This window comes from Rathayibacter rubneri (assembly GCF_023743255.1).
GTDB lineage: Bacteria > Actinomycetota > Actinomycetes > Actinomycetales > Microbacteriaceae > Rathayibacter > Rathayibacter rubneri.
In genome coordinates this window covers 40,072-65,414 of record NZ_JAMRYM010000008.1, presented here as the reverse complement: position 1 = coordinate 65,414, position 25,343 = coordinate 40,072, and the positions used below count along the sequence as shown (strand labels likewise).

Sequence of the window (25,343 nt, the reverse complement as noted above, 5' to 3'; positions counted from 1 at the left end):
CCGATCCGACCGCGCACGCCGAGATCGTGGCGCTGCGGGACGCGGCGACCGCCCGGGGCGACTGGCAGCTCACGGGGTGCACGCTCGTGGTCACCCTCGAGCCCTGCGTGATGTGCGCCGGGGCGATCCTGGCCGCGCGCCTCGACCGGGTCGTGTTCGGCGCGTGGGACGAGAAGGCGGGGGCGGTGGGCTCGCTGCACGACCTCCTCCGCGACCGAAGGCACACGCACGTCACCGAGGTGTACCCGGGGCTCCGGGCGCCGGAGAGCACGAGCCTGCTCCTCGACTTCTTCCGCGCGCGGCGCTGAGGTACCGGGTGCTCAGTCGCGCGAGTGCCCCGCGAGCCACTCCGTGAGCACGAGCCCGGTCGCCTCGCGCATCCGCTCGAAGCGGCCCTCGCGCACGTCGTCGCCGAGCTGGGCCTCGGTGTAGCCCGCCGCGGCCGCGTACTCGGCGTCGCCCTCGAGCCAGCGACCGGCCATCGCGCCGGTGAGCTCCGGGTGGAACTGCACCCCGAGCAGCCACTCGTCGACGCCGAAGGCCTCGACCTCGTAGGCCGCGGAGGAGGCGAGGAGCGTCGTCCCGGCGGGAAGGGCGAAGGTGTCCCCGTGCCACTGCATCACGGGCACGCCCGCGACGTGGCGCAGCGGCGACCGCATCCCCTCGGCGGTGGGCTCGATCGAGCGGAATCCGACCTCGCGGGTCGGCCCCGGGTGCACATCCGTGCCGAGGGCGGCGGCGATCAGCTGGGCGCCGAAGCAGATGCCCAGCGTCGGGCGGCGGTGGTGCAGCCGGTCCTGCAGCAGGGCGATCTCGGGCGCGATGAAGGGATGGCGGGCGGTCTCGTAGACGCCGGCACTGGATCCGAGGGTGACCACCAGGTCCGGCTCGTCGAGGTCGACGGAGCCCAGGTCGGTGCCGGCCAGAGCGTCGACGCTCCAGCCCTGCTCCCGGAGGATCGGCTCGAGGACGCCCAGGCCCGCTCCCCGCTCGTTGACGATCGCCAGCGCGCGCGGCACCTCAGCCGACGCTCTCGCGCGAGGGGACCGGGAGTCGGGCGTGACCTGCGGCCGCGGCGGCGGCTCCACCGGCATCGGATGCGCTCACGTGGTCTCCTCGGGGATCCGGGGTGGTGCCGGTCGGTGGTCGGATCATCCTAGGGTCCCGTCGGTCGGGCGAGGACCCCCTCCGGGTCCGTCGTCGCCGCGCTTCGTAGGATGGGCGGGTGACCGACGACACCGTTCTGCTCCCCTCCATCGCCGTGCTGGGCCTGGGCTCGATGGGCGGTGCGATCCTCAGCGGTCTGCTCGCTCCCGGCGTCCGCATCGAGGGCGGTGTCCGGGTGACGAACCGCGACGCCGCGAAGGCCGCCGCGTGGAGGGACCACCCCGTGGTCACCGCGTTCGCGACCGAGGACGACGCCGAGGCGAACCGCCGGGCCGTCGCGGGCGCCTCCGTCGTCCTCGTCGCCGTGAAGCCGCACATGGTGCCGGCGCTGCTGGAGGAGATCGCCGGGTCGCTCGCCCCGGGCACGGTCGTCGTCAGCGTCGCAGCGGGGGTCACCGTCGCGACGTTCGAGAGCCGCCTGCCGAGTGGCGTGCCCGTGCTGCGCTCGATGCCGAACACGCCCGCGGTCGTCGGCCGGGCCGTCACCGGGCTGAGTGCCGGGACGCGGTCGAGCGACGAGGACCTCGCGCTCGTGCGCCGCCTCTTCGAGACCGTCGGCGAGGTGGTCGAGGTGCCGGAGTCGCAGCTCGACGCGCTCTCGACGATCTCGGGATCGGGGCCGGCCTACGTCTTCCTCCTGATCGAGGAGCTGATCGCGGCGGCCGTCGACAAGGGGTTCACGCCCGAGCAGGCCGCGACCATGGTGACCGGCACCTTCCTCGGTGCGGCCGAGCTCCTCGTGCACTCGGGCGAGGAGCCCGCCGAGCTGCGCCGCCGGGTGACGAGCCCGAACGGCACGACCGAGCGCGCGATCGCCGTGCTGCAGGAGGCCGGTCTCGCCTCGCTCTTCACCCGGGCGACGGACGCGGCGCTCGCCCGGGCGCGCGAGCTCGCCGCGTCCTGAGACGGCGCGAGCCCCGCCTTACGAGCCCAGGGCCGCGAAGCGCTCGATGTCGCTCGGGGTGCCGCTGACGACGATCAGGTCGTGGTTCGAGACCACCGTCTGCTCCGTGGCGTAGGTGAACGGCTTGCCCGGGCTCTTGACGCCGACGACGGTGACGCGGTGCTTGCGGCGCACCCCCGACTCCGTGAGCGTGAGGCCCCGGATGGGCTTGGGCGGGTACATCTTCGCGAGCACGAAGTCGTCGTCGAACTCGATGAAGTCGAGCATGCGGCCCGAGACGAGGTGCGCGACGCGCTCGCCGGCCTCCGCCTCGGGGTAAATGACGTGGTTGGCGCCGATGCGCTCGAGGATCTTGCCGTGCGAGCGCGAGATCGCCTTCGCCCAGATCTGCGGGATCTTGAGGTCGACCAGGTTCGCGGTGATGAGGACGGAGGCCTCGATCGAGGAGCCGACGGCGACGACGGCGACCTGGAAGTCCTGGGCGCCGATCTGCGCGAGCGCGTCGAGCGAGCGCGCATCCGCCTGGACCGCGTGGGTCACGCGCTCGGACCACTTCTGCACGAGCCCGGCGTCGGCGTCGACGGCGAGCACCTCGCGGTCGAGTCGATCGAGCTGGCCGGCCGTGGCGGCACCGAAGCGCCCGAGGCCGATCACCAGCACCGGGGCGTCGTACCTGATGCGGTCAACCAACGATGGGCCTCTCTTCCGGTCGTCTGAACAACTGCCTCCGCTGACTCGCGGCGAGCGCGGCGGCGAGAGTCACGGTACCAACGCGGCCCATGAACATCGTCAGCGCCAGCACGTAGACGCCCGACGGCGGGAGCTCCGCCGTGAGTCCCGTCGACAGCCCCGACGTCGCGAAGGCCGAGATCACGTCGAACAGCACGTAGTCGAGCGAGGCCTTCGTGATGTGCAGGATGACCACCGACGAGACGGCGACGGTGGTCGCCCCCCACAGCACGACCGAGACGCCCAGACGCAGGACGTCGTTGGGGATCCGGCGGCCGAACGCCTCCATGTCGTTGGTGCCGCGGGCCTCCGCGAACGCGGCGAGGAACAGGATCGCGAGCGTCGTGACCTTGATCCCGCCCGCGGTCGAGGCCGAGCCTCCGCCGATGAACATCAGCATGTCGGTGACGAGCAGGCTGGAGCCGTTGAGGTCGGGGATGACGATGGTCGAGAAGCCGCCCGACCGGGTCATCGTCGAGAGGAAGAACGACTGGAAGACGGTGTCGCCCGCGTCGAGCACCCCGAAGGTCCTCGGGTTGTCGAACTCGAGCACGATGTAGAGCGCCGCCCCGGCGACCAGCAGGATCAGCGAGGTGACGAGCGTGAGCTTGACGTGCACCGACCACTTGCGCGGGCGGCGCCAGCCGCGCGAGAAGGCGTAGATGACGGGGAAGCCGATCGAGCCGAGGAAGACGCCGATCATCAGGATCCCGAGGAACCAGTAGTCGTCCTCGAACGGGGTGAGCCCGGCGGCGTTCGGCGAGAACCCGGTGTTCGTGAACGCCATCGCCGAGTAGTAGAAGGAGTGCCACACCGCCTCGCCGATCGGGATCCCGTCGATCAGCATCCGCGGGAACAGCAGGAGCGCGACGACGATCTCGATCACCGCGGCGCTCACGGCCACCGTGGTGAGCAGCCCGCCGATCTCGCCGAGCCGCACCGCCTGGCCCTCGGCGACGGGACCCGAGTGGATCCGCAGCGGGTTCGAGTCGCTCGCGACCATGAGCTTGGCGCGGAGGCCGAGGCGGCGCGAGACGGCCATGCCCATGATCGACGCCAGGGTGAGCACGCCGAGGGCGCCGATGTTGACGCCGATGAAGATGATCGAGTGGCCGAACGCCGACCAGTGCGTCGCCATGTCGACGGTGGCCAGGCCCGTGACGCAGATGACCGACATGGCGGTGAAGAACGCGTCGTGCAGCGGAGTGACCTCGCCGGCGGTCGTCGAGACCGGCAGCGAGAAGAGGAGCGTGAAGACCAGGATCAGCGCCGAGAAGATCAGGATCGCGAAGCGCGAGGGGGAGCGGCCGGCGAAGTCGTCGATGAGGTCGCGAGCCCGCTCGAAGCCCGACCACGGGGAGACGGGGGACACCCCGACGGGGCTGCGGAACTGCTGGCGAATGACCACGGCGGATCCTCCACTCGATCGCGGCCATGCTACCCGCTCGCCGCGTCGCCCTCGGGGCGCCGGGACGGGGCGGGGGAGCGACGACCCGCGACGCGGCGAGGAGGGCTGACTACCCTGGGCGCATGCCAGACATCTTCGCGGTGATCGCCGACGGCACCCGCCGCGACATCCTCTCCCTCCTGCTCGAGCAGCGGGAGGCGGGCGCCGCCGGCATCAGCGTCTCGCAGATCGTCGCGCGGCTCGAGCTCAGCCAGCCGACCGTGTCCAAGCATCTGAAGGTGCTGCGCGAGGCGGGGCTCGTGAGCGTCCGCGAGAGCGGGCAGCACCGCTTCTACGCCCTGCAGTACGCGCCGCTCGAGGTCGTCGAGGACTGGCTGCTGCCGTTCCTCGAGGCCGACGCCGTCGACGAGCCGGCGCTGCTGGACGCGACGGCCGCGGCCCGGGCGGAGTCGCTGGGCCGGGCGCTGGCGGAGCGCACCCACCAGGTCAGCGCGGTCGTGCAGGACATCCAGCGCGGCGTCAGCGAGGGGGCGACGAAGGTGGCGGAGGCGCTGCGCATCCGCAAGTGACGCGTGTCGTCCCGGCCGTCGACGGGGGGTCTGCTAGGCGCGTGACCCGGCCGCCCGCTCGGTCGTGTAAGCTCGCGTGAGGCATTTTCTCGTAAGCGGCCGTCCGTCGGGCGGTCGACCCCCCTGAACGTTGTGAGGTCTTCGTGGGTTCTGTTATCAAGAAGCGTCGCAAGCGTATGGCGAAGAAGAAGCACCGCAAGCTGCTTCGCAAGACTCGTCACCAGCGTCGCAACAAGAAGTAGGCCGAGGCCTCCTTCCCCTTCGAGCGTCCGCTCCCCTTCCGGGATCGGGCGCTCGTCTGCGTTGCCGGCTCGCGCGCCAGGCCGTCCCGGCCTCGAGCGCCGCTCCTCTAAACTGGGAGCATGGTGGACGTCGCGCTGACTCTCGTGGGCAAGCCCGGCTGCCATCTGTGCGACGACGCCCGCGCGGTGGTGCAGCAGGTCCTCGCGGACCTCGAGCACGACGACGCGGCTCCGGCCGTCTCGCTGTCCGAGGTCTCGATCCTGGACGACGCCGAGTTGCACGAGCGGTTCGTCGAGGAGATCCCGGTCCTCCTGATCGACGGTCGCGTCCACAACTACTGGCGCATCGACCCGGTCCGCCTCCGCAGAGCACTCCTGGAGCACGCATGACCATCCGCCACGTCGTCGCCTGGAAGCTGAACGCCGTCGACCCCGCCCAGCGGGCCGAGCACACCGAGCAGATCTCGGACGCCCTGCGCAGCCTCCTGCCGATCATCCCCGAGATCGAGTCGATGACGATCGGGAAGAACTCGCTCTTCCCGAAGGACAACTTCGACATGGTCCTCATCGCGGACTACGCCGACGCCGACGCGCTGAACGCGTACGTCGAGCACCCCGACCACCGCCGCGTCGCGGGCTTCATCCGCCCGCTCGTGCGCGAGAGGGCCTGCGTCGACTTCGAGGTCTGAGCGACTCCGCGACCGCTCCGACACGGCCGTCGTGATGCGATCGTTGTAGCGGACCCCGCAGAAGGGGGACGGATCGGACGGTGATGGCGCGCCCATCCCGCATAGTCTCTTTCCCGGGGACGCCTGTCCCTGTTTCCGGGGTGCAGGCTGCGTCTCGCGGGGGAGGAACATCCATGTCACGTCAGCGTCGCCGCACCGCGGCTTCCGCGCTCGTCCTGGCGGCGCTCGTCGCGGGACTCGCGCTGCCGGCCTCCGCGCAGGCGGCCGAGCTGGAACCGGGCGGGGCTGCGAGTGCACCCCTGGAGATCCCGGCGCCGGTGGACCCGGGGACCGTCGATCCCGGTCCTGTCGATCCGGGTCCTGTCGACCCCGGTCCGGTGGATCCCGGACCTGTGGATCCCGGACCCGAGGACCCCGGGCCTGTCGATCCCGGGCCGGCCGATCCGGTGGGACCCGTCGGTCCGGTGAATCCCGGCACTGATCCGGTGGACCCCGTGCCGCCCACCAACCCCTCGCCTCCGGTGGTCACGCCGGTCGATCCGGCACCCGCGAACCCGGCGCCGGCGAACCCGGCTCCCGCGAACCCGGCTCCCGCGAACCCCGCGCCGGCGAACCCCGCTCCCGCGAACCCCGCACCGGCCAACCCTGCTCCCGCCAACCCTCGCCCGGCTCAGCCGCAGGCTCCGAGCGGTGGTGCCGCCGGCGGCACCGCGACGACCGAGGCCGGGTCGAGCGCGCCGCGCTCCTCCGCTCCGGGCCGCACCCTGCTCTCGACGTCGGCCGCCGACCCGGCCGCCGCGCCCGCGCCCGCCGCGGAGGGCCAGCCGGCCGCCGAGGCCACCGCTCCCGCGGTCTCCGTGTACCTCACCCGCGACGCAGGCGTGGATCCGGGTGCGCTGACCGTCGACCTGGCCCGCTTCTACGGGGTCGGTGCCGCGTACGCCGGCTTCCAGCGAGAGGAGTCCGCCACGGCGGTCCTCCGCGCTCCCTCGGGCACCGAGACGCCGCTGACCGTCGAGGGCCGCCAGGACGGCGAGACGACCAGCACCGGCTCGACCGTGGTCCCCGCCGCCGCCCTCTCCTCCATCGGCGCCTACACGGTGCAGGTCACCGGCGACCGCGGCTCCTCGGCCTCGACCACGTTCTCGCTGGCGGCCTCGACCGCGCCCGGTGTGCTCGTCGAGCCGCGCGAGTCCACCAGCAGCGAGGCGGGCTCGCCCCGCGGCGCCGTCTGGGGCTTCGGCCCGATCGAGACCGTGTCGGTCGGCGCCTTCACGACGACCGGCGTCCGCGCCGAGCTCGCCGCCGGAGCGCTGTCGGTCCGGGTCGACGCGCTCGGCTGGTCCGACCTCGCGCTCGGCGACGCGGTCGTGAAGGAGCCCACGGCCGAGGTGTACTGCATCGTGGCCGTCGGCTCCGTCTCGGGGCGCACCGCCGCGGTGACGATCGCGTACCCCGAGAGCGGCTCCTCCGTCGAGGTGCCGGACGCGTCGCAGGTCTGCGGCATCGCGATCACGACCGCCAAGTCGGGTCTGGTCTCGCCCGCCTCGGCGGACGGCTCCGGCGGACTCTCGGCCGGCGTCGGCCTCACCATCGGCGCGGGCCTGCTGGTCGCGATCCTGCTCGCCGGTCTCGTGACCGCCGTCGTGCTGCGCCGCCGCCGCGAGAACAGCGACCTCCTCATCGGCGGTCCGCTGCCGCACCAGCCGCAGGAGTGATCCGACCGCAGGAGTGATCGGACCGGCGCGCGCGCCGGGCAGGACGCGGAACGCCCGCGGGACGACGAGGTCCCGCGGGCGTTCCGTTCGTGCGGGGCCCGGCGCCGCCTCACTCCGCCGCGCTGAAGCGCAGCAGGATCGTGCGCGCCTCGGGCCGCAGCTGGAAGTCGGGCCAGACGTCCGGGCCGCACGCCCGGGAGCCGAGGCCGTGCTGGGCGGCGTCGATCGTGAGGACCGAGCGGGTCGACTCCGGCAGCTCGTGCGGGTGCCGCGCGGCGGAGATCTGCTGCGGAGTGTGCCGGGCGAGCGTGAATCCGGGCAGGCGACCGTGCAGATCGCGCGCCGCCTCGATCCGGAGGCGCGGCGACCCCGCCTCGGCGAGCAGCAGGTCGCGCACGGAGGAGCGGTGCCCGCTCTCCTGCGGTCGCGCGTACGGGGTCGTCAGCGCGTCGATCCCGGCCGAGAAGCGTCCCACGCGGGCGGCGCGGAGGCTGTCGGGATAGGACTCGAGCGGCCCGGTGCCGAACCAGTCGGCGCGGTCGATCGAAGCGGGCAGCTCGAAGGTGAGCCCGAGGCGCGGCCAGACGAGGTCCCAGCGGCCGGTCGGTGCGAGGGCGGCGCGCAGGACGACTCCGTCGCCGTCGGCCGTCCAGTGCTCGTCCAGCAGCAGCGCGGCGTCGAGGTCGGCGGCCGACCAGCGGGTGCGGCGGCGGAGGCCGTCCGAGGTGTCGAGGCTCTCGAGGCGGGGGACGAGGCGGTCCAGGCCCGCCTCGCGCCAGCGGACGGCCGAGGACGGAGCGGGAACGCCGCGTCCGTCCCCCGCGTTCGGGTCGCCGCTGACGTACGCGGGGAATCCGGCGCCCTCGTCGTTGTCGGTGGGGGCGCGCCACAGCTCGGCGCGCGGACCGTCGACGGCGAGGCCGGCCAGCGAGCGCAGCCGTCCGCCGCCGAAGCGCGCCACGCCGAGGGCCGAGTCCTCGCCCAGGGCGCCGCCGCGGCGGGCGCGCACCCAGACGGGCTGCGGTGCCGGGGCCGAGAGGCGGCGCTGCGCGGTGTGCACGACGTGCCCCTCGGGGGCCCACGCGGTCGCGGCGGCGAGGACGACGTCGACGCTCAGCCAGGTCTCCCCGGCGGCCGCGACCTCGACCGAGGGCAGCGGCAGGGTCGTGGAGCCGCCCGCGGCGATCACTCCGGTCTCGAGCACGCCCTCGGCGCTGGGTCGGCCGTCGACCTCCGCTCGCCACAGCACGCGCAGGTCGGCGGTGGAGGCGTCGTGGCGGCGGTTCTCGACGACGACGGAGTCCTCGTCGAGGCGCGTGCGCACGGGCGCGACGATCTGCTTCCACTCGAACAGGCCCGGGCTCGGGGTGCTGTCCGAGAGGACCATGCCGTCCATCACGAAGTTGCCGTCGTGGACGACCTCGCCGAAGTCGCCGCCGTAGGCCCAGTACTCGACGCCGTCGGCGGTGCGGGCGCGGAGCCCGTGGTCGCGCCACTCCCAGACGAAGCCGCCGTGCAGGCGCGGGTAGCGCTCGACGAGGTCCTCGTACTGGTCGATCGCGCCGGGTCCGTTGCCCATGGCGTGCACGTACTCGCAGAGCAGGAACGGCTTGGAGCGCTGGCGCGCGGACTCTCCGGGGGAGCAGCCGAGCAGGGTGGTGCGCGACGCGTCGTCGCCGATCTGCCGGGTCTCGGGCACCGAGGAGTACATCCGCGAGTACACGTCGGTGTACGCGCCGGTGTAGTCGCCCTCGTAGTGCACCGGGCGCTCGGGGTCGCGGCCGTGCACCCACGCCGACATCGCGGCGAGGTTCGCTCCGGTGCCCGCCTCGTTGCCGAGCGACCAGAGCACGATGCTCGGGTGGTTCTTGTCGCGCTCGACGGTGCGCTCGATGCGGTCGAGGTACGCCTCGCGCCAGGCGGGGTCGCCGCTCGGGTTCCCGGCCCAGCCCCAGCGCTCGAAGCCGTGGGTCTCGAGGTCGCACTCGAGGACGACCCAGAAGCCGAGCTCGTCGGCGAGGTCGAGCAGCCGCGGGTGCGGCGGGTAGTGGCTGGTGCGGATCGCGTTGACGTTGAACCGCTTCATCAGCGCCAGGTCCTCGCGGGCGGAGTCCTCGTCGAAGGCGCGCCCGCGATCGGGGTGCGTCTCGTGCCGGTTCACGCCGTGGAAGACGACGCGCTCGCCGTTCACCAGGAAGCGGTCGCCGCGGATCTCGACCGTGCGGAAGCCCAGGCGGAGCGAGACGGTCTCGCCCGCGGAGGCGATCTCGGCGTCGTACAGGTGCGGCGACTCCGCCGACCACGGCTCGACGGCGTCGAGGGCGATCGGAGCGACGTCGTCGGCGCTCGCCCACTCGACGTCGAGGCCGAGCCCGGGGACGCGCAGGACGACGGGGAACGCCTCAGGCGACGCGGTCAGCTCGGCGTCGATCGTGCCCGTGCCGTCCGAGTAGCCGGTGCGCACCCAGACGTCCTCGAGCCCGCCGAGGGGGCGGGCGAGCAGGTGCACCGAGCGGAAGATCCCGGGCAGCCACCACTGGTCCTGGTCCTCGACGTAGCTCGACGCCGACCACTGGTGCACGCGCACCACGACGAGGTTCTCGCCCGGACGCACGGCCCCGGTGACGTCGAACTCCTGCGCGAGGCGGCTGCCGGATCCGATGCCGATCTCGACGCCGTTGACCCAGACCCGGTAGCGCGATTCGACCCCGTCGAAGCGCAGGACGACCGCCTCGGCGCCGCTCCACGACTCCGGGACCTCGATCGTGCGGCGGTAGTCGCCGGTGGGGTTCTCGTCCGGCACGAAGGGCGGCTCGGTCGCGAAGGGGAACCGGACGTTCGTGTAGGCGGGGAGGCCGTAGCGGCCGTCGCCCTGCAGCACCCAGTGCGCGGGCACCGGGATCGAGTCCCAGGCGGAGTCGTCGAAGGACTCGGAGCCGACGTCGTCCACTCCCTCGCCCTCGGGCAGCACGTCCAGTCCGCCGAGGGTGCCGGGCGCGGCCGGCAGCAGGCGGAAGCGCCACTGCCCGTCGAGCGCGATCGACGGGGCGTCGGAGTGGAGCCACGAGCGGGCCCGGCGGCGCAGGCCCCGACCGGGGCCGGTGTCGGTGAGGTAGTGCTCGGGAGCCGAGGTCGGGGTCACTTCACGGAGCCTTCCGTCAGGCCGCCGCGCCGGAGCGCTGCGGCGCCGCGCGCCTCAGCATCCGAGCGGAGTCGAGCCGTCACGTCGTCGTGGGGGACGCCTCCGCCTCGTGCGGCTGCGCCGTCTCGGACGCTAGCACAATGTCGAGTGGACGCTCGAATTTCGAGTCCTCACATGGTGATGATCGAGATCACGGTCGGCCCCAGCACCGCGATGAAGAGGACCGGCAGGATGAACAGCATGAGCGGGAAGAGGATGTTGACGGGGATCTTCATCGCCTTCTCCTCCGCGCGCATCCGGCGCTTCAACCGCATCTCCTTCGCCTGCGTCCGCAGCACCCCGCTGACCGAGACGCCGTAGACGTCGGCCTGCACGATCGCGCGGACGAAGCTGCGCAGGTCGGGCACCGAGGTCCGCAGCTCCAGCGCCCGGTACGCGTCGCGACGCGTCATGCCCACGCGCATGTCCTGGAGGGTGCGCACCAGCTCCTCGGCGAGGGGCCCCTTGCCGTTGTCGCCGGCCCGGGCCATCGCCGCCTCGAAGCCCAGTCCGGCCTCGACGGCGATGAGCATCTGATCGAGGGTGTCCGGGAGCTCGAGGGCGATCGCGGCCTGCCGCTCGAGTCCGCGGCTGTGCAGGAGCAGATCGGGCACGAAGTACGCCACGGCCACGATCGCGACGAGGACCAGGACGAGGATCGGCGGCGGCTGGCGCGTGATCACCAGGGCGGCGGCCCCCGCGGCGACGAGCGCCAGCAGGGGTTTCGCGAGGATCACCCGCGCCAGCGGCCAGGCGGCGGGACGCCCGGCGTGCGCGTGGAGGCGGTCGAGCCGTCGGAGCGCCCCGGGCAGCAGCAGCCTCCTCGCGATCCGCTCCAACCGGTCGGCGGCCGAGCGGGTGTCGGCCGCCTCCTGGACGAGCCCCTGCATGAGGTTGCGGCGGGCGGCGGTGCGCTCTCCGCCGACGGGAGCGAGGGCGGCGAACAGCAGCGGGAGCGCGGTGAGCAGGCACAGCGAGGCGATGAGCACGGTGTCGCCCCTCAGAACTTGAAATTGATGACGCGGCGCATCCAGAGGCCGCCGATGACGAACATGATCGCGGCGACCACCATCAGCACGTAGCCCAGCCAGTGCTCCGTGAACTTGATCACGTACGACGGACTGGTCAGGCTCAGGACGCCGAGGACGACGAACGGCAGCGCCATCAGGATGTAGACGGACATCTTCCCCTCGGCCGCGAGAGCCGAGACCTGACGGCGGATCTGGTTGCGCTCGCGGATCGTGCTGCCCACCTGGTCGAGCACCTCCGCGAGGTCGCCGCCCACCTCGCGGTGGATGCCGATCGCCTGCCCCACCCAGCTGAGGTCCTCGCTCCGCATCCGCTCGGCGGTCTGGGCCAGGGACACGTTCAGGTCGCGGCCGAGACGGGTCTCGTTCACGATGCGGGCGAACTCCTCCGCCGTCGGTGCCTCCGACTCCCGGGAGGCGGCGTCGATCGCGCGCAGCAAGGAGTGGCCCGCGCGCAGTCCGCTCGCGAGCAGCTGGAGCGTGCCGTCGAGCTGGTCGGCGAACCGGCGCCGGCGGCGGTCGGCGAGGATGCGGAGGAGGGCGACGGTGGTGCCGATGACGACGGCGACGAGCGCGACTCCGACGACGGCGGACCCGGCGAGCAGCCCGAGCAGGAAAGCCACGACGGAGGCCGCGGACACAAGGATCAGGAGCTCCGAGGGCGTCTGCGAGAGTCCCGCCTCGCGCAGCGCGTCGGCGAGCCGCTCCGTCCATCCCCGTCTCGTGAGAGCGGCCGAGATGACGTCGCTCGTCGAGCGGGTCAGCTGCGAGAGACCGGAGTTCCCGGCGCCGGCGTCGGGACGCCGCCGCTCGAGGGGGAGGCGGGGGGCCGAGGAGCCGAAGACTCCGAAGACCACGACGAGCACGGCGGCGTAACAGAGCACGACGCCGAGCACCGCCATCATCGGCGCTGGCCGGGCATCGGGGGCGCGAAGACCCGAGGCGAGACCTCGATGCCCAGCTCGGCGAAGCGGTCGAGGAAGCGCGGACGCACTCCGGTCGCGACCGGGGCGCCCTGGATCCGGCCCGACGCGTCCACTCCGGCGTAGTCGAAGACGAAGGCGTCCTGCAGCACGACCACGTCGCCCTCCATGCCCTGCACCTCCGTGACGTGGGTGACGCGGCGGCTGCCGTCGCGCATGCGGGTGAGCTGCACGATGACGTCCACCGCCGAGGCGATCTGCTCGCGGATCGCGCGGAGGGGGAGGTCCATCCCCGCCATCAGCACGAGGGTCTCGAGTCGCGAGATGGCGTCGCGCGGCGAGTTGGAGTGGACGGTCGACAGCGAGCCGTCGTGACCGGTGTTCATGGCCTGCAGCATGTCGAGCGCCTCGCCGCCGCGGCACTCGCCGACCACGATGCGGTCGGGACGCATCCGGAGGGAGTTGCGCAGCAGCTCGCGGATCGAGACCTCGCCGCGTCCCTCGATGTTCGCCGGCCGGCTCTCGAGCCGCACCACGTGCGTCTGCTGGAGTTGCAGCTCCACCGCGTCCTCGATCGTGATGATGCGCTCGCCGTGGGGAATGAAGGAGGAGAGGACGTTGAGCAGGGTCGTCTTGCCGGTGCCGGTGCCGCCCGAGACGATGATGTTGAGGTGCGCGCGTACGCAGGCGTCGAGGAGCTCGCCCATCTCGGGGGTCACCGAGCCGAAGCCGATCAGGTCGGACACCGTGAGCGGGTCGCGCGAGAACTTGCGGATGGTCAACGACGACCCGTTCACGGCGAGGGGTGGGATGACGGCGTTCACGCGCGAGCCGTCCTCGAGCCGGGCGTCGACCAGCGGTGACGACTCGTCGATCCGTCGTCCGACGCGGGTGACGATCTTCTCGATCACCGCGCGCAGCTGCGCCTCCGACCGGAAGCGTGTGCCGCTCAGCGTCAGTCGGCCGCTGCGCTCGACGAAGATCTGCTCGTGCCCGTTGACCATGATCTCGGTCAGCGTCGGGTCGTCGAGGAGCGGCTGCAGCGGCCCGAAGCCGAGCACGTCGTCGGCGATCTGCGCGACGAGGCGCTGACGCTCCTCCGGAGTGAGCGGAGCGGACTCGGCGTCCACGATCTCGCCCAGGATGTCGCGCGCCTGCCCGAGCAGGTCCGACTCCGCGAGCGTCGGGTCGTTCAGGCGCGAGCCCATCCTGCGGAAGAGCTCGTCGCCGACCCTGCTCTTGAGGGCGAGCAGTCCGTCGACCCGCTCGCGCTCGTCCTGCTGCCGGTCCGTCTCGGGATCGGGCTCCTGCTCGGGGGCGGGAGGCGGGGAGGCGACGGGCAGGTGCGGGGCGTCGCGCCCGGCGTGCTTGGAGGCGAGGCGTTCGGCGAGGCTCACTGGATCCTGACCCTTCTCTGCTGTGCGGTGCCTTCGGCACCCGTGAACGCGCCCGCGAGCCGCGCGAGCAGCACGGCCGCTCTGGAGCGGCGCTTCGCGAGGAGCAGCGGCCTGCCCGTGTTGGTCGCGAGCGCGAGGTCGGCCGAGCGGGGCAGGACCGCGGTGACCGACATGCGGACCGTGGCCTCGATGTCCTTCACCGTGATGCCCGACTTCTTCTCGGCGAGGTTGACGACGAGGTGGCGGTTCTCGGGCAGGAGGCCCAGCTCCTCGAGCACGGTGAGCTCGCGGCGGAGCCCTCGGACCCCGGGGACGTCCATCGCCGTGACGAACAGAGCGTCGGTCGCCACTTCGAGGGCGGCGAGCGTGTGATCCGTGAGCCCGGCCGAGGTGTCGACGACGACGGTGGCGAAGTCGGACGAGAGCTGCCGCAGCAGGTGCGTCACCGCGTCGGACGAGATGCGGTCGGCGTCGGCGGGGTCGATCGGAGCGGCGAGGGAGTAGAAGCCCGCCTCGTGCACGGACAGGTAGGCCTTGAGCACCAGCAGGTCGGAGGACGCGGCCGGGCCGACCGCGTCGCGGAGGGTGTGCACCGGATCCAGGCCCAGCGCACTCGCGACGTCGCCGAACTGGGCGTCGAGGTCGACGAGGACGGTCGAGAGCGGAGCGGCACTGCCGAGGGCGACGGCCAGATTGACCGAGAGCGTGGTCTTGCCCACCCCGCCCTTGGGCGAGAGGACGACGATGACCTTCTTCTCCCGACCGCCGCGGGGGGCCGCGGGACGATCGCCGATCCGCGCCTGGGCGGCCCGGCTCGACCGGCGGATCACGTCGCCGAGGGAGTCGTCGTCGGCGTCGGGGGAGAGGACGTCCCGGATGCCGGCCCTCATCGCGGCGACCGCGAGGTCGGGGTCGGGCTCGGCGACGAGGACGAGCGTGATCCGCGGGAAGGCGGTGTCGAGGGCGGCAGCGAAGCGCAGCGCCGTCCCGTTCTCGACTCCGGGACCGATCAGGACGACGTCGACCGGGTCGTCGCCAGGCGGCGGGAGGATCGCCTCGGGACGCAGACCGGTCGCGGCCGCGGGGAGGGCGGTGACTCCGGAGTCGTCGTCCCCGGCGAGGGCGGCGGAGACACGGTCGACGAAGGTGGCGGAATCGGTCACCGCGAGGAAGCGTGTCACTGGAGGAGCTCCTGAGGGGTGATGATCCGGGTTCCGCCGGTGTCGGTGTCCTCCGACTGCTTCGTCAGCCAGATCGAACTCGACTGGGCAGCGCTCACGATCAGCTCCGCGTCGGGGCCTGACACCGCGAAGGTGACGTAGACCGATCCGGCGGGCAGCGGTTCAACTCCGCTCGTGTCGTCCTCCGCTGCGGAGCCGAGACCCTGCAGCGTCGTCACGAGCACCTTCTGCAGCCGCATGTGCGTCTTCTCGCTCACCGTGAGGATCATGCCGACGGTGTCGCCGGGCGCCAGAGCCCCGCCCACGACCCGTTCGGGGCCGAGGATGACGGTCACCTCCTGCAGACCGGCGGGCACATCGACACGACCGGGCACCTCGAGCGCGTCGGGAGACACGAGGCGCACGGTCAGCAGCTGCTCCCCCGTCACGAGATCGACCGAGGTGACGAGTCCGCCCAGGCCGTCGAGCGTGGTCGCGGCGCCGGCGGCGACCGCCGCCTGCGGGAGCGCCTTGACCTCCAGGTACTCCGACAGCTGCTCGGAGGGCGTGCCTGCGGGGGCGTCACGGGAGAGGACGAGGACGTCGACCGGCTGTTGATCCTCGAGAGCTCGCTGGTCGGCGCCCCTGGTGTAGAGGGTCACGGCGATCACGCCGACGACGGCGAGCACGAATCCGAGGATCGCGAAGAGGATGCGGAGCTTCACGGGGCAGGGGGTCCTAGTCCGACAGGGTGATGATGGCGGCGCCGAGGTTCTCGCCGCCGAGGGTGAACGCGTCGTCGAGTGAGACGAAGGACTTGAACTTCCCGATGATGCCCTTGCACGTGCCCTTGCACTGCGCACCGGGATACGTCTGGTTGTTCCAGCTCATGCCGGGGAAGTTCCAGCCGAGCACCTGGAAGGCGGCGAATCCCCGGATCGTGTACCAGCCGCTCGAGCCCGTCCCGCCCTTGTCCGAGTAGACGGGGAGGAGCACGGTCGTGCCGCCGAGTCCCGACAGCTGCGCGGCGCAGCCAGTGGGCAGGCTCACCCCGGTGCTGCCCGAGACGGGCGCGGGCTTCGTGATGTCGACCCGCGCCTTGCAGGTGCCGGCGGGGTCGAGCAACCAGCCGAAGCCGCCCGGGAGGAGCTGACCGGACGGGCTCGTCGTTTGGCAGGCGGTGCCCCCGGAGTCGCCGTGCATGCTGATCACCTGCACGGCGCCGTCGAGCTGGAAGACGCAGGGGGCGAAGGCCAGCGCGAGAACCGCCTCCCCGGCGGCGGGGCTGCCCCACGAGGCGGTGGCGGAGGCGCCGACCTGGAGGGACTTGACGCCGAAGACGGGGGCGAACACCGTCGCCAGCGAGCCGGCGCCGGTGGAGCCGTCCTTCGCCGATGTCGTGACGCGCACCGAGCCGGCGCTCGGGAAGGTCGTGGTGGATCCGGACGCCCCGTCGCCGGCGTTCGCGTCGGCGTAGGTCGCGGCGAGGGCGACGGCCGCGGCCTTCGCGCCCACCGTCGTGCACGGGGTCGCCGCGCAGCTCTGCGCCACCGCGAGGGCGGCCGCGTCGGCGCCGTTCTGCAGCTCGGCGCGCTCGACGTTCAGCCGGGCGATGTCGATCGCCAGGGCGGCGCACGCCAGCACGACGACCATCGAGACCGCGACGATGATCGCGACGGCGCCGTGCTCATCGGCGAGGCGCGAGGTCAGCCGCCGCATCGCATCGCCGCCTTCCCGGTCAGGGTGATGCCGTCGCCGAAGAGACCGGTCATCAGGTGGTACTGGTAGTGGATCGTCGTCGTGCCGCGGGCACCCGCGGTGCAGGTGGTCGGAGAGACGGAGATCTGCGCATCGGTGAGAGCGGGGGACAAGTAGAAGGCCGAGTCTTTGACGGCACTTCTCGCTCGAGCGGGATCGTTATGGAGAGCCATGCTCCTCGCGCCTTCTCTGGCGGCATTCGTCAGAGTGGTCTGCGCGGTGAAAAGGAGCGAGAACTCGATGATCCCGACGAGTATCACCATCAGGATCGGGAGCACTAGCGCGAACTCCAGAGCGACCGCGCCCTTTTCCTCGCGGAATCGCAGAGACATGGCCATGATCCGGATCGGAGCGGAAGAGGGGAAGGGTGCCGCGGAGGCCGCGGCACCCTTCCCCTGCTGAACCGGACCTACGGACGGGTCGTCGGGGTGGCCGTCGCGGCGGGCAGCTTGTTGCTGACATCCGCGAAGATGCTCGCCAACTGCGGTCCGAGGAGGACGACGACGACGATGATCACGACGGCGATCAGGCCCACCAGCAGGCCGTACTCGACGGCGGTCGCGCCCTCCTGCTCCTCGCGGAGACGGTCCTTCGCGGTGGCGACGAGAGACTGAAGGGTGATGAGGAGAGAGAGCATGGTGAACCTCCGAGATGGGGTGAGCGAGACCGGTTTACAAGGGGAGCAGGAATTCGACGACCCAGTGTGAGACCGATCGCGCGAATACCAGTGGTGCTGCTGCAGAGAAGGAGCCGGATCACGGGGGTGATCGAGTGCCCGCCGAATTGATTCGGCTGTATTCATTTCTGCGGCATCACTGATGATAGAGAGATCACCCGGCTCGTCTCGTACCCTTCCGGGGGACAAAGCACTTGACGATCCGTCCCTCCGCGTCAGGGGGAGAGCGCGAGCACCGCCACGGCCCCGACGAGCATCATCGGGCCGAACGGCACCGGCGTGCCGCGACGGGCTCGACCCGTCAGCAGCAGCACCGCCGCGGCGAGGGCCGCGAGCGCGAAACCGCCGGCGGCGCCCACGAGCAGCTCGCTCCAGCCGCGCGAGGCGAGCATCGTGCCGATCACCGCGGCGAACTTCACGTCGCCCATCCCGAGGCCGCCGGGCGAGATCAGCGCGAGCACCAGGTAGACCGCGAACAGGGCCAGCCCGCCCAGCAGCGCGCGGAGCCCGTCGCCGGGCCGTCCGTCGACGAGGCTCGCGATCAGGACGAGCGGCCCGCCGACCGCGATCGCGGGGACGACCACCACGTTCGGCAGCAGCCGGTGCCGGAGGTCGATCGCGGACAGGTGCACGCCCACGACCGTGAGGAGCACGAGGACGGCGAGCACGGCGCTCGGCGGGCTCGTCGCCGTGAGTGCCGCCGCACCCACGGCGCTCGCCGCTCCGGTCGCCACCGCGATGGCCGGGGAGGAGCGACCGGGCGGCAGGCCCCGCTCGACGCGGGGCATGCGCCGGAGCACGGCATCGAGGAGGGCCCCCGCGACGAAGGCGACGAGCGCCGCGATCACGACGAGGGCGGCGCTGGCGGACATGCGCCCATCCTGCCCGCGCTCGCCTCTCGGACTCGGCTCATTCCCGGCTTGGCGGTGCAGACTCGCGGCGGCCGCGCGCGGGAGACCCCGCGGTCCGCCGGCGGTCATACGCCGGCGAGCGGGAGAGCGAGACCGTTCCACCGCCACACGGGAGCCCCCTGGCGTGAGACCCCGGGGGGCTCCTCCACCCCCTCCGGATCGCCCTTCCTCCGCGCGCCGCTACTTCACCGAGCCCTCGGTCAGACCTCCGCGCCAGAAGCGCTGCAGCACGACCATCGCGATCGCCAGCGGGATGATCGACAGCAGCACGCCGCCGGTCGTCAGCTCGTAGAACTCGGGCAGGCGGTCGACCTGGCTGAGCCAGTTGTTCAGCCCCAGCGTGATCGGGAACAGCTCGGTGTCCGAGAGCATCACCAGCGGCAGGAAGTAGTTGTTCCAGATGCCGACCAGCTGGAAGAGGAACACCGTCACCAGCGCCGGCGTCAGGATGCGCAGCCCCAGCGTGTGGAAGATCCGCAGCTCGCTCGCCCCGTCGATCCGCGCCGCCTCGATGATCGCGGTGTCGACCGTCGCCTGCGCGTAGATGCGGCAGAGGAAGAGGCCGAACGGCGAGACCAGCGAGGGGATCAGCACGCTCCAGTAGGTGTTCGCGATGCCCATCTGGCTGAAGAGCAGGAACAGCGGCAGGGCCGTCGCGGTGCCGGGCACGAGCACCCCCGCGAGGATCGTGCCGAAGACGAGGCGGTCGCCCCGGAACTCGTACTTCGCGAGCGCGTAGCCGCCCGCCGCGGCGAGGTACGTCGCGAGCAGGGCCCCGACCCCGGCGTACAGCACCGAGTTGAGGAACCAGCGGACGAAGATGCCGCCGTCGTAGGTCAGCACCTGGCTCAGGTTGTCCCAGAGCGCGAACGTGGGGGCGAACCAGAAGCCGTAGGTCGCGAAGAGGTCCTCGGTGGTCTTGGTGGCGGCGACCACGACCCAGTAGACGGGGACGAGGAAGTAGACCGCGACGATCACGAGGACCGCCGTGACGATGATCGTGGAGGCGCGGTGGCGGCCGGCCGAGCGGTCGGGGCCGCGCCCGGACTTCACGGGCCGGTTCGCGGTGACCACCCCGGTGGTCGTGGGCTGCACGGTGTCGCGCGTCGCCTGGCTCATGAGGACTTCCTGTTCGAGATCGAGAGGAACGTGAAGGAGAGGACGAACGCGACGAGGGCGATCAGGACGGCCTGCGCGGCGGCGACGTTGTAGTCGTTGTAGGCGAAGGCGGTCGTGTAGGCGCTGAGGTTCGGCGTGTACTGGCTGTCGATCGCGGGCGCGACGGTCTTGAGGACCTGCGCCTCGGCGAAGAGCTGCAGGGTGCCGATGATCGAGAAGATCGTGGTCAGCACGAGCGCCGGGCGGATGAGCGGCAGCTGGATGCTGCGCGCGACGCGGAGGGTGGACGCTCCGTCGACCTTCGCCGCCTCGTACAGCTCGACCGGGATCGCCTTCAGCTGCGCGACGATGATCAGCATGTTGTAGCCGGTGTAGCTCCACAGCGAGATGTTCGCGATCGACCACAGCACCGAGTCCGCGCCGAGGAAGTCGGGCTCGAGGCCGACCACGTTCGCCGCGTCGATGATCGGGCTGAGCCCGGGCACGTAGAGGAACGACCAGAGGATCGTCGCGATCACCCCGGGCACGCCGTAGGGGAGGAAGTAGGCCGCGCGGAAGAAGCCGGGGAACCGGGCCGAGGCCGACTCGAGCATCAGCGCGAGCACGGTGCAGAGCGCGATCATCACCGGCACCTGGACGATGCCGAAGAGGAGCATGCGGCCGATCGACGCGAGGAAGTTGCCGTCGGCGAGGGCCTGCGCGTAGTTCGAGAAGCCGGCGAACTCCGTCGTCACCCCCGCCTCGCCGAAGAGCCCCGAGCGGGTCACCTTCGTGAAGCTCGAGCCGATGGCCACGACGATCGGGAGGAGGAAGGTGAGGACGAACAGGGCGAGGAACGGGGCGAGCAGGATCCACGGGGCGCGGCCCACGGCTCCGCTCCGCTTCCGGTTCCCGGTGTCGCCGGTGGCCGCGACCGCGGCGGCGGCGGCGGCGGCGGGAGAGGTCGTCGTGGTCATGCGGAGGCCTTCCTGATGCTGAGGCCCTTGTTCTCGAAGACCGTGATGATCTGCCTCTCGGCCTCGGCGACCGCGTCGACGAGGCTGGTGCCCGACGCCTTCTTCCGGAAGCCGTCGCTGAGGATGTTGAAGGACTGCTGGGTGACCGGCCACCAGGACCAGTCGGGGTTCTGCTGCTGCGAGGCGGGCACGAGGACCTCCTCGGTGTAGTTCTGGCCCGAGAAGAACTCGCTCGGTCCCTTGCGCGCCGTGCCGATCTCGCCGACCGCGGGCGACCAGCCGATGCCGCTGTTCGCGATCATCGCGTCGATGCCCTCCTGCGACGTGGTCATCCAGACGGCGAACTCGAGCGCCTCCTTCGGGTGCGCGCTGCTCGCGAAGACCGCGGCCGTCGAGCCGCCGAGGAAGCTCGATCCGAAGCCCGTGCCGCCCCAGACGGGCATGGGCGCCGCGCGCCACTTGCCCGCGCCGCCGCTCACGCCCTGGATGAGCGCGTCGCCCCAGCTGCCCGTGGTGCAGGAGGCGATGCCGCCCGTCGCCGCCGCCGCGAACCACGCGGGGGAGTAGGCGCCGTAGCCGGTCTCGACGAGGTCCTGATCGATCGCGGTGTCGAAGAAGGAGGCGACCTGCGTCGTGGCCTCGTCGGTCATGTCGATGACCCAGCCGTCCTCCTCCGCGGTCAGCCACTGCGCACCGGCCTGCGTGGCGAAGGCCGCGAAGACGGAGGCGTCGGCGAGGGGGAAGCAGTCGATGTAGGAGTCGGCGCCGCGGAGCTCGGCGGCGACCGCGGCCCAGTCGTCCCAGGTGCGCGGCGGCTCGGCGCCCACGCGTTCGAGCACCTCCGGCTGGTAGAAGAAGGCCATCGGACCGCTGTCCTGCGGGATCCCGTAGACGCCCCCGGAGTAGCTGACCTGCCCCCAGAGGGTCGGGTCGTAGAGATCGGCGTAGTCGGCGGCGCCGTAGCGCTCGAGGTCGACCAGCCCGTTCACGAGCATGAACTCGGGCAGCGAGCGCAGCTCGACCTGGCCGATGTCCGGACCGCCGCCGGCCGCGAGGGCCGAGTAGAGCTTCTGGTAGCCGCCCGCGTTGCCGCCGGGGATCCAGACGGCGTCGACCTGGACGTCCGGATGCGACGCGTTCCAGACGTCGCAGACCTTCTGCAGGTCTTTCAGCCAGGCCCAGTACTGCAGGCGGATCGGTCCGCTCGCGGCCGGGATCGCCGGCGCGGTGTTGACCGAGGTGGTGCCGGGGGTGGCGCAGGCCGCCAGCGTCCCGAGTGCGGCCGTGCCGAGTCCGGCGGCCATGAGCTGTCTCCGTGTGAACGGCGTCACTGTCCCTCACTTCGTCGTGGGTGGGTGCCCGGGAGGTCTCCCGGCCCGGTGGATCGGACGCTACCACAAAATCGAGTATCCGCTCGAAATTGGTGTGAGGGCGGCTGGAGCGCGGGGTACGCTGGCCGCCTGAGGGCGGCATCCGCTCTCGCGAGCAGCGGAGGGAGCCGTCGTGTCCGAGACCGTCGAGCCCGTCCGCCCCCGCCGCGGCCCCTACGCCAAGTCGGCGCAGCGCCGCCGCGCGATCATCGACGCGGCCCACGCCGTCTTCGCCTCCCGCGGCTACGCCCGCGGATCGCTGCAGGAGGTCGCCGACCGCGTCGGCCTCAGCCAGACGAGCCTCCTGCACTACTTCCCGACCAAGACCGACCTGCTGCTGGCGGTGCTCGAGCACCGCGACGAGATCACCGGCGACGGCTCGTCCCCGCCCGACCCCGGCGAGAGCATGGTCGAGGGGATCCTCCGTCAGACCCGCTACAACGAGACGGCCCCCGGAGTGATCGAGCTCTACGCGGTGCTGTGCGGCGATTCGACGACGGCGGATCATCCGGGCCGCGAGTTCTTCGCCCGGCGCTTCCGGACGCTCCGCCAGGGCTACGCCGACGACCTGCGCGCCCTGCAGGCCGAGGGGCGGCTGCGCGAGGGGGCCGACCCCGACCGGGTCGCCGCGTCGATCATCGCGCTGTGGGACGGGATCCAGCTGCAGTGGCTGCTCGAGCGCGACGCGGTCGACATGGTCGCGTGCCTGGCCGACTACCTCGACCTGATGGTCCTCCCGCCCCGGTGACCAGCCCCTAGGCTCCGGGCATGGGGACGACCTGGAACGACACCGGCTGGATCTGGATCGGCTTCGCGCTCGTGACCGCGGGGCTCGCGGAGCAGAAGGGCCGCTCGCGCTGGCGCTGGTTCGTGCTGGGCCTGCTCCTCGGACCGCTCGCGCTGGCCCTGGTCGTGATGTGGGCGAGGCCCGAGGCCGGCGTGACCACGGACGTCCGCTGGAACTTCGCGCTCGGCGCGGGGCTCGCGGCGGTCGCGCTGCTGCTCGTGGCGGTGGCGTCGAGCCTGTGGCTCCTGCTCGTGCCGGCGGTGCTCGCGGCGGTCGTCGCAGGCCTGCTGGCCTGGCTCAGCCGCCGCGTGCCGTACGAGCGCCTCCCGCGCTGACGCCCGGTGCCCGGACGCGAGGGAACCCCGGACCGTCGAGGGAACCAGGTGCTCCTGGCGGTCTCGACGGTCCGGGGTTCCCTCGGTGGACGGTGCCCTACGGCAGCAGGCGCGACGGGCCGCGGAAGAGGTAGGTGACCTCGCGCAGGTTCGCCTGGTGCAGCATCAGCATGATCACGCGGGAGAGGCCCATGCCGAATCCTCCGTGCGGCGGGACGCCGTAGCGGAAGAAGTCGAGGTAGAAGCCGAGCTCCTCGGGGTCGAGGCCCTTCTCGCGGGCCTGCTCGACGAGCACGTCGACGCGGTGCTCGCGCTGCGCCCCGGTCGAGATCTCGACGCCGTTGTAGATGAGGTCGTAGCTGTTGGTGATCGCGCCGTCGCCCTCGCGGCGCATGTGGTAGAACGGCCGGATGCTCGAGGCGTAGTCGGTCAGGAACACGAAGTCGTGGCCGAACTCCTCCTTCACGTAGGCCGCGATGCGGCGCTCGCCCTCGGGGTCCATGTCGTCGTCGGCGCGGGGCACCTCGTAGCCGCGCTCGGCGACGATGCGCTTGGCCTCGGCGAGCGGGATGCGCGGGAACGGCGTGGTGGGCACCTCGAGGTCGATGTCGAAGAGCGCCTTCACCTCGGCGCCGTGCTTCTCGACGACGGCGGTGAGGCCGGCGACCATCAGCTGCTCGTGCAACTCCATGACGTCCTCGTGCGACTCGATCCACGAGACCTCGGAGTCGACGCTCGTGAACTCGGTCGCGTGACGGGAGGTGAAGCTCGGGTCGGCGCGGAAGGCCGGCCCCACCTCGAACACCTTGCCGAAGCCCGCGGGCTGCGCCATCTGCTTGAAGAACTGCGGGCTCTGCGCGAGGTAGGCCTTGGTCTCGAAGTACTCGACCTCGAAGAGCTCGGCGCGCGACTCCGAGGCGCTCGCCATGAGCTTCGGGGTGTGGATCTCGATGAAGTCGTTGTCGATCCAGTAGGTGCGCAGCGCGTGCTCGAAGGTGGTCTGCACCCGGGCGATGAGGTTCTGCTCGGGGCGGCGAAGGTCGAGGAAGCGCCAGTCCATGCGCTTGTCGATGCCGGAGTCGGGGGCGATGGGCGCCTCGGGGATCGACGCGGCGACGATCTCGAGCGTCTCGAGCTTCACCTCGATGCCGCCGAGCTTCACGCGCTCGTCGTGCTTGAGCTGTCCCGTCACGGTGACGAAGGAGCCCTGGGCGAGGCCCGAGATCTCCTCGGTGATCGCGAGCTTCGCGGTGGCGACCTCGTCGCCCTCCTCGGCCTCGCGGACGGCCGGGTTCACCAGCTGCACGGCGCCGGACTCGTCGCGGAGGACCACGAACTGCACCTTCTTCTGGTCGCGCACGGTCTCGACCCAGCCGGACACGCGGACGGGTCCGTCCTCGAGCGCGGCGAGCTTCTTGACGGTGGTTCGGGGGAGGCGGGTCTCGTCGGTCACGGTAGGGGAGTCTACCCGCGGGGCGGCGAGGCGGCCGAGGGCGCCGGGTAGCGTCGGGGCATGAGCACTGCACTGATCACCGGAGCATCCACCGGCATCGGAGCCGCCTTCGCGCGGGCGTTCGCGAGCCGCGGCTGGAGCCTCGTGCTCGTCTCGCGCGACGAGGCCCGGCTCGAGGAGGCGGCCGCCGCCTTCCGCGCGCTCGGCGCCCCGGGTGTCGAGGTGCTGCCGGCCGACCTGACCGATCGGGAGCAGGTGGAGCGCGTCCGCACCAGGCTCGCCGATCCGGAGCGGCCGGTGCGGGTGCTCGTCAACAACTCCGGGTTCGGGATCGACAGCAGCTTCTCGGAGCCGGACGTCGCGGCGCAGGACGCGGCGTTCGAGGTGATGGTCCGCTCGGTCGCGGTGCTCTCGGGCGCGGCCGCCGAGGCGATGACCGCACGGGGCCGCGGCGCGATCCTCACCGTCGCGAGCGTCGCGGGCTTCGTGCACCTCGGCCCCTACTCGGCGGTCAAGGCGTGGGCGACGGCGTTCACGCAGTCCCTCGCGGTGGAGCTGCGCGGCACCGGTGTGCGGGCGGCGGCGCTCTGCCCGGGCTGGGTGCGCACCGAGTTCCACGAGCGCGCGGCGATGGACACCTCCGCCATCCCCTCCTTCCTGTGGCTCGACGCCGACGCGGTGGTCGAGGAGTTCCTGGCCGACGTGGCGCGCGGACGGGTCGTCTCGGTGCCGTCGTGGCGCTTCGGGGTGCCGGTCGCCGTGGTGCGGCACCTGCCGGACGCCCTCGTGCGCCGGCTGTCGGCGGCGGTGCTCGCCCGCCGCTGAGCGCGTCGCGCTGAGCACCCGTTCAGCGTCCGCCCAGG

At 72.0% G+C, this 25,343-nt stretch carries 27 protein-coding genes; 10 read left to right on the top strand and 17 right to left on the bottom strand.

The window, feature by feature from the left end:
- Positions 1–308 (top strand): nucleoside deaminase (locus tag NB037_RS04260; protein ID WP_251944024.1); only part of this gene is annotated, 308 nt, incomplete at its 5' end.
- A gap of 12 nt (positions 309–320) precedes the next feature.
- Here the strand turns inward: NB037_RS04260 and NB037_RS04255 are convergent.
- Entirely contained in the window at positions 321–1,019 is a 699-nt protein-coding gene (locus NB037_RS04255; protein ID WP_251944023.1) for a glutamine amidotransferase-related protein, read from the bottom strand.
- Between the two features lie 206 nt (positions 1,020–1,225).
- Between NB037_RS04255 and proC the strand changes: the two genes are divergently transcribed.
- Positions 1,226–2,071, top strand: coding sequence for a pyrroline-5-carboxylate reductase (gene proC / locus NB037_RS04250; protein ID WP_308202046.1), 846 nt, complete (start codon positions 1,226–1,228; stop codon positions 2,069–2,071).
- Between the two features lie 18 nt (positions 2,072–2,089).
- Here the strand turns inward: proC and NB037_RS04245 are convergent, their stop codons facing one another.
- Together NB037_RS04245 and NB037_RS04240 are read right to left on the bottom strand one after the other, a co-directional pair.
- On the bottom strand, positions 2,090–2,761 hold the full coding sequence (locus NB037_RS04245; RefSeq protein WP_055790397.1) for a potassium channel family protein: 672 nt from the start codon (positions 2,759–2,761) through the stop codon (positions 2,090–2,092).
- Positions 2,754–4,172 carry a TrkH family potassium uptake protein gene (locus NB037_RS04240; RefSeq protein ID WP_372490694.1) on the bottom strand — a complete coding sequence of 473 codons (1,419 nt, stop codon included), beginning with the start codon at positions 4,170–4,172 and terminating at the stop codon, positions 2,754–2,756. The genes NB037_RS04245 and NB037_RS04240 overlap by 8 nt, the downstream gene beginning before the upstream one ends.
- A gap of 158 nt (positions 4,173–4,330) precedes the next feature.
- Here NB037_RS04240 and NB037_RS04235 point away from each other — a divergent pair, with 158 nt between their 5' ends.
- The 5 genes from NB037_RS04235 (at position 4,331) to NB037_RS04215 (ending at position 7,426) form a co-directional block, all read left to right on the top strand.
- Entirely contained in the window at positions 4,331–4,777 is a 447-nt protein-coding gene (locus NB037_RS04235; protein ID WP_251944021.1) for an ArsR/SmtB family transcription factor, read from the top strand.
- 143 nt (positions 4,778–4,920) lie between these two features.
- Entirely contained in the window at positions 4,921–5,019 is a 99-nt protein-coding gene (locus NB037_RS04230; protein ID WP_003792170.1) for a 30S ribosomal protein bS22, read from the top strand.
- A gap of 120 nt (positions 5,020–5,139) precedes the next feature.
- The gene (locus NB037_RS04225; protein ID WP_251944020.1) at positions 5,140–5,409 is read left to right on the top strand and encodes a glutaredoxin family protein; all 270 of its coding nucleotides are present in this window, start codon (positions 5,140–5,142) and stop codon (positions 5,407–5,409) included.
- The gene (locus NB037_RS04220) at positions 5,406–5,708 is read left to right on the top strand and encodes a Dabb family protein (RefSeq protein ID WP_251944018.1); all 303 of its coding nucleotides are present in this window, start codon (positions 5,406–5,408) and stop codon (positions 5,706–5,708) included. Before NB037_RS04225 ends, NB037_RS04220 begins: the two co-directional genes overlap by 4 nt.
- A 494-nt stretch (positions 5,709–6,202) precedes the next feature.
- Positions 6,203–7,426, top strand: coding sequence for a hypothetical protein (locus NB037_RS04215; protein ID WP_251944016.1), 1,224 nt, complete (start codon positions 6,203–6,205; stop codon positions 7,424–7,426).
- 109 nt (positions 7,427–7,535) lie between these two features.
- Here the strand turns inward: NB037_RS04215 and NB037_RS04210 are convergent, their stop codons facing one another.
- The 13 genes from NB037_RS04210 to NB037_RS04150 form a co-directional block, all read right to left on the bottom strand.
- Positions 7,536–10,568: a glycoside hydrolase family 2 TIM barrel-domain containing protein gene (locus NB037_RS04210; protein WP_251944015.1), complete on the bottom strand. Its 3,033-nt coding sequence runs from the start codon at positions 10,566–10,568 to the stop codon at positions 7,536–7,538.
- Positions 10,569–10,738: 170 nt separating this feature from the next.
- A complete protein-coding gene (locus tag NB037_RS04205; RefSeq protein ID WP_251944013.1) occupies positions 10,739–11,596 on the bottom strand; it encodes a type II secretion system F family protein in 858 nt (285 codons plus the stop codon).
- An 11-nt stretch (positions 11,597–11,607) separates the two neighbouring features.
- Complete coding sequence (locus NB037_RS04200; RefSeq protein ID WP_251944030.1) at positions 11,608–12,537, bottom strand: type II secretion system F family protein; 930 nt, start codon at positions 12,535–12,537, stop codon at positions 11,608–11,610.
- A complete protein-coding gene (locus NB037_RS04195) occupies positions 12,537–13,955 on the bottom strand; it encodes a TadA family conjugal transfer-associated ATPase (protein ID WP_251944011.1) in 1,419 nt (472 codons plus the stop codon). The genes NB037_RS04200 and NB037_RS04195 overlap by 1 nt, the downstream gene beginning before the upstream one ends.
- Positions 13,952–15,136: a CpaE/TadZ family protein gene (locus tag NB037_RS04190; RefSeq protein ID WP_251944008.1), complete on the bottom strand. Its 1,185-nt coding sequence runs from the start codon at positions 15,134–15,136 to the stop codon at positions 13,952–13,954. The genes NB037_RS04195 and NB037_RS04190 overlap by 4 nt, the downstream gene beginning before the upstream one ends.
- Positions 15,133–15,840 (bottom strand): Flp pilus assembly protein CpaB, encoded by a 708-nt coding sequence (gene cpaB, locus NB037_RS04185; protein WP_251944005.1) that lies wholly within the window; start codon positions 15,838–15,840, stop codon positions 15,133–15,135. The genes NB037_RS04190 and cpaB overlap by 4 nt, the downstream gene beginning before the upstream one ends.
- 13 nt (positions 15,841–15,853) lie before the next feature.
- Positions 15,854–16,834 (bottom strand): pilus assembly protein TadG-related protein, encoded by a 981-nt coding sequence (locus NB037_RS04180; protein ID WP_251944002.1) that lies wholly within the window; start codon positions 16,832–16,834, stop codon positions 15,854–15,856.
- Positions 16,822–17,211, bottom strand: a complete 390-nt coding sequence (locus tag NB037_RS04175; protein WP_251943998.1) for a TadE/TadG family type IV pilus assembly protein — start codon at positions 17,209–17,211, stop codon at positions 16,822–16,824. The genes NB037_RS04180 and NB037_RS04175 overlap by 13 nt, the downstream gene beginning before the upstream one ends.
- A gap of 71 nt (positions 17,212–17,282) precedes the next feature.
- Entirely contained in the window at positions 17,283–17,510 is a 228-nt protein-coding gene (locus NB037_RS04170) for a Flp family type IVb pilin (protein ID WP_251943996.1), read from the bottom strand.
- A gap of 254 nt (positions 17,511–17,764) precedes the next feature.
- On the bottom strand, positions 17,765–18,421 hold the full coding sequence (locus NB037_RS04165) for a prepilin peptidase (RefSeq protein ID WP_251943994.1): 657 nt from the start codon (positions 18,419–18,421) through the stop codon (positions 17,765–17,767).
- A gap of 219 nt (positions 18,422–18,640) precedes the next feature.
- The gene (locus NB037_RS04160) at positions 18,641–19,579 is read right to left on the bottom strand and encodes a carbohydrate ABC transporter permease (protein WP_251943990.1); all 939 of its coding nucleotides are present in this window, start codon (positions 19,577–19,579) and stop codon (positions 18,641–18,643) included.
- Positions 19,576–20,535, bottom strand: coding sequence for a carbohydrate ABC transporter permease (locus NB037_RS04155; protein WP_251943987.1), 960 nt, complete (start codon positions 20,533–20,535; stop codon positions 19,576–19,578). Before NB037_RS04155 ends, NB037_RS04160 begins: the two co-directional genes overlap by 4 nt.
- Entirely contained in the window at positions 20,532–21,866 is a 1,335-nt protein-coding gene (locus NB037_RS04150; protein WP_251943985.1) for an ABC transporter substrate-binding protein, read from the bottom strand. Before NB037_RS04150 ends, NB037_RS04155 begins: the two co-directional genes overlap by 4 nt.
- Before the next feature lie 172 nt (positions 21,867–22,038).
- Here NB037_RS04150 and NB037_RS19795 point away from each other — a divergent pair, with 172 nt between their 5' ends.
- Both NB037_RS19795 and NB037_RS04140 read left to right on the top strand, forming a co-directional pair.
- The gene (locus tag NB037_RS19795; RefSeq protein WP_251943982.1) at positions 22,039–22,653 is read left to right on the top strand and encodes a TetR/AcrR family transcriptional regulator; all 615 of its coding nucleotides are present in this window, start codon (positions 22,039–22,041) and stop codon (positions 22,651–22,653) included.
- A 20-nt stretch (positions 22,654–22,673) separates the two neighbouring features.
- The gene (locus NB037_RS04140; protein ID WP_251943979.1) at positions 22,674–23,027 is read left to right on the top strand and encodes a hypothetical protein; all 354 of its coding nucleotides are present in this window, start codon (positions 22,674–22,676) and stop codon (positions 23,025–23,027) included.
- Positions 23,028–23,124: 97 nt separating this feature from the next.
- Here NB037_RS04140 and aspS read toward each other — a convergent pair whose 3' ends face one another.
- On the bottom strand, positions 23,125–24,480 hold the full coding sequence (aspS, locus tag NB037_RS04135; RefSeq protein WP_251943976.1) for an aspartate--tRNA(Asn) ligase: 1,356 nt from the start codon (positions 24,478–24,480) through the stop codon (positions 23,125–23,127).
- 60 nt (positions 24,481–24,540) lie between these two features.
- Here aspS and NB037_RS04130 point away from each other — a divergent pair, with 60 nt between their 5' ends.
- Positions 24,541–25,305, top strand: coding sequence for an SDR family NAD(P)-dependent oxidoreductase (locus NB037_RS04130; RefSeq protein WP_251943974.1), 765 nt, complete (start codon positions 24,541–24,543; stop codon positions 25,303–25,305).
- Positions 25,306–25,343: the final 38 nt, after the last annotated feature.

What these genes read in the sequence shown, in the direction of transcription:
- NB037_RS04235 (WP_251944021.1), top strand. Translation starts at nt 4,331, where the DNA reads ATGCCAGACATCTTCGCGGTGATCGCCGACGGCACCCGCCGCGACATC.
- NB037_RS04225 (WP_251944020.1), top strand. Translation starts at nt 5,140, where the DNA reads ATGGTGGACGTCGCGCTGACTCTCGTGGGCAAGCCCGGCTGCCATCTG.
- NB037_RS04220 (WP_251944018.1), top strand. Translation starts at nt 5,406, where the DNA reads ATGACCATCCGCCACGTCGTCGCCTGGAAGCTGAACGCCGTCGACCCC.
- NB037_RS04200 (WP_251944030.1), bottom strand. Translation starts at nt 12,537, where the DNA reads ATGGCGGTGCTCGGCGTCGTGCTCTGTTACGCCGCCGTGCTCGTCGTG.
- NB037_RS04180 (WP_251944002.1), bottom strand. Translation starts at nt 16,834, where the DNA reads ATGCGGCGGCTGACCTCGCGCCTCGCCGATGAGCACGGCGCCGTCGCG.
- NB037_RS04175 (WP_251943998.1), bottom strand. Translation starts at nt 17,211, where the DNA reads ATGGCCATGTCTCTGCGATTCCGCGAGGAAAAGGGCGCGGTCGCTCTG.
- NB037_RS04170 (WP_251943996.1), bottom strand. Translation starts at nt 17,510, where the DNA reads ATGCTCTCTCTCCTCATCACCCTTCAGTCTCTCGTCGCCACCGCGAAG.
- NB037_RS04165 (WP_251943994.1), bottom strand. Translation starts at nt 18,421, where the DNA reads ATGTCCGCCAGCGCCGCCCTCGTCGTGATCGCGGCGCTCGTCGCCTTC.
- NB037_RS04160 (WP_251943990.1), bottom strand. Translation starts at nt 19,579, where the DNA reads ATGAGCCAGGCGACGCGCGACACCGTGCAGCCCACGACCACCGGGGTG.
- NB037_RS04155 (WP_251943987.1), bottom strand. Translation starts at nt 20,535, where the DNA reads ATGACCACGACGACCTCTCCCGCCGCCGCCGCCGCCGCCGCGGTCGCG.
- NB037_RS04140 (WP_251943979.1), top strand. Translation starts at nt 22,674, where the DNA reads ATGGGGACGACCTGGAACGACACCGGCTGGATCTGGATCGGCTTCGCG.
- NB037_RS04130 (WP_251943974.1), top strand. Translation starts at nt 24,541, where the DNA reads ATGAGCACTGCACTGATCACCGGAGCATCCACCGGCATCGGAGCCGCC.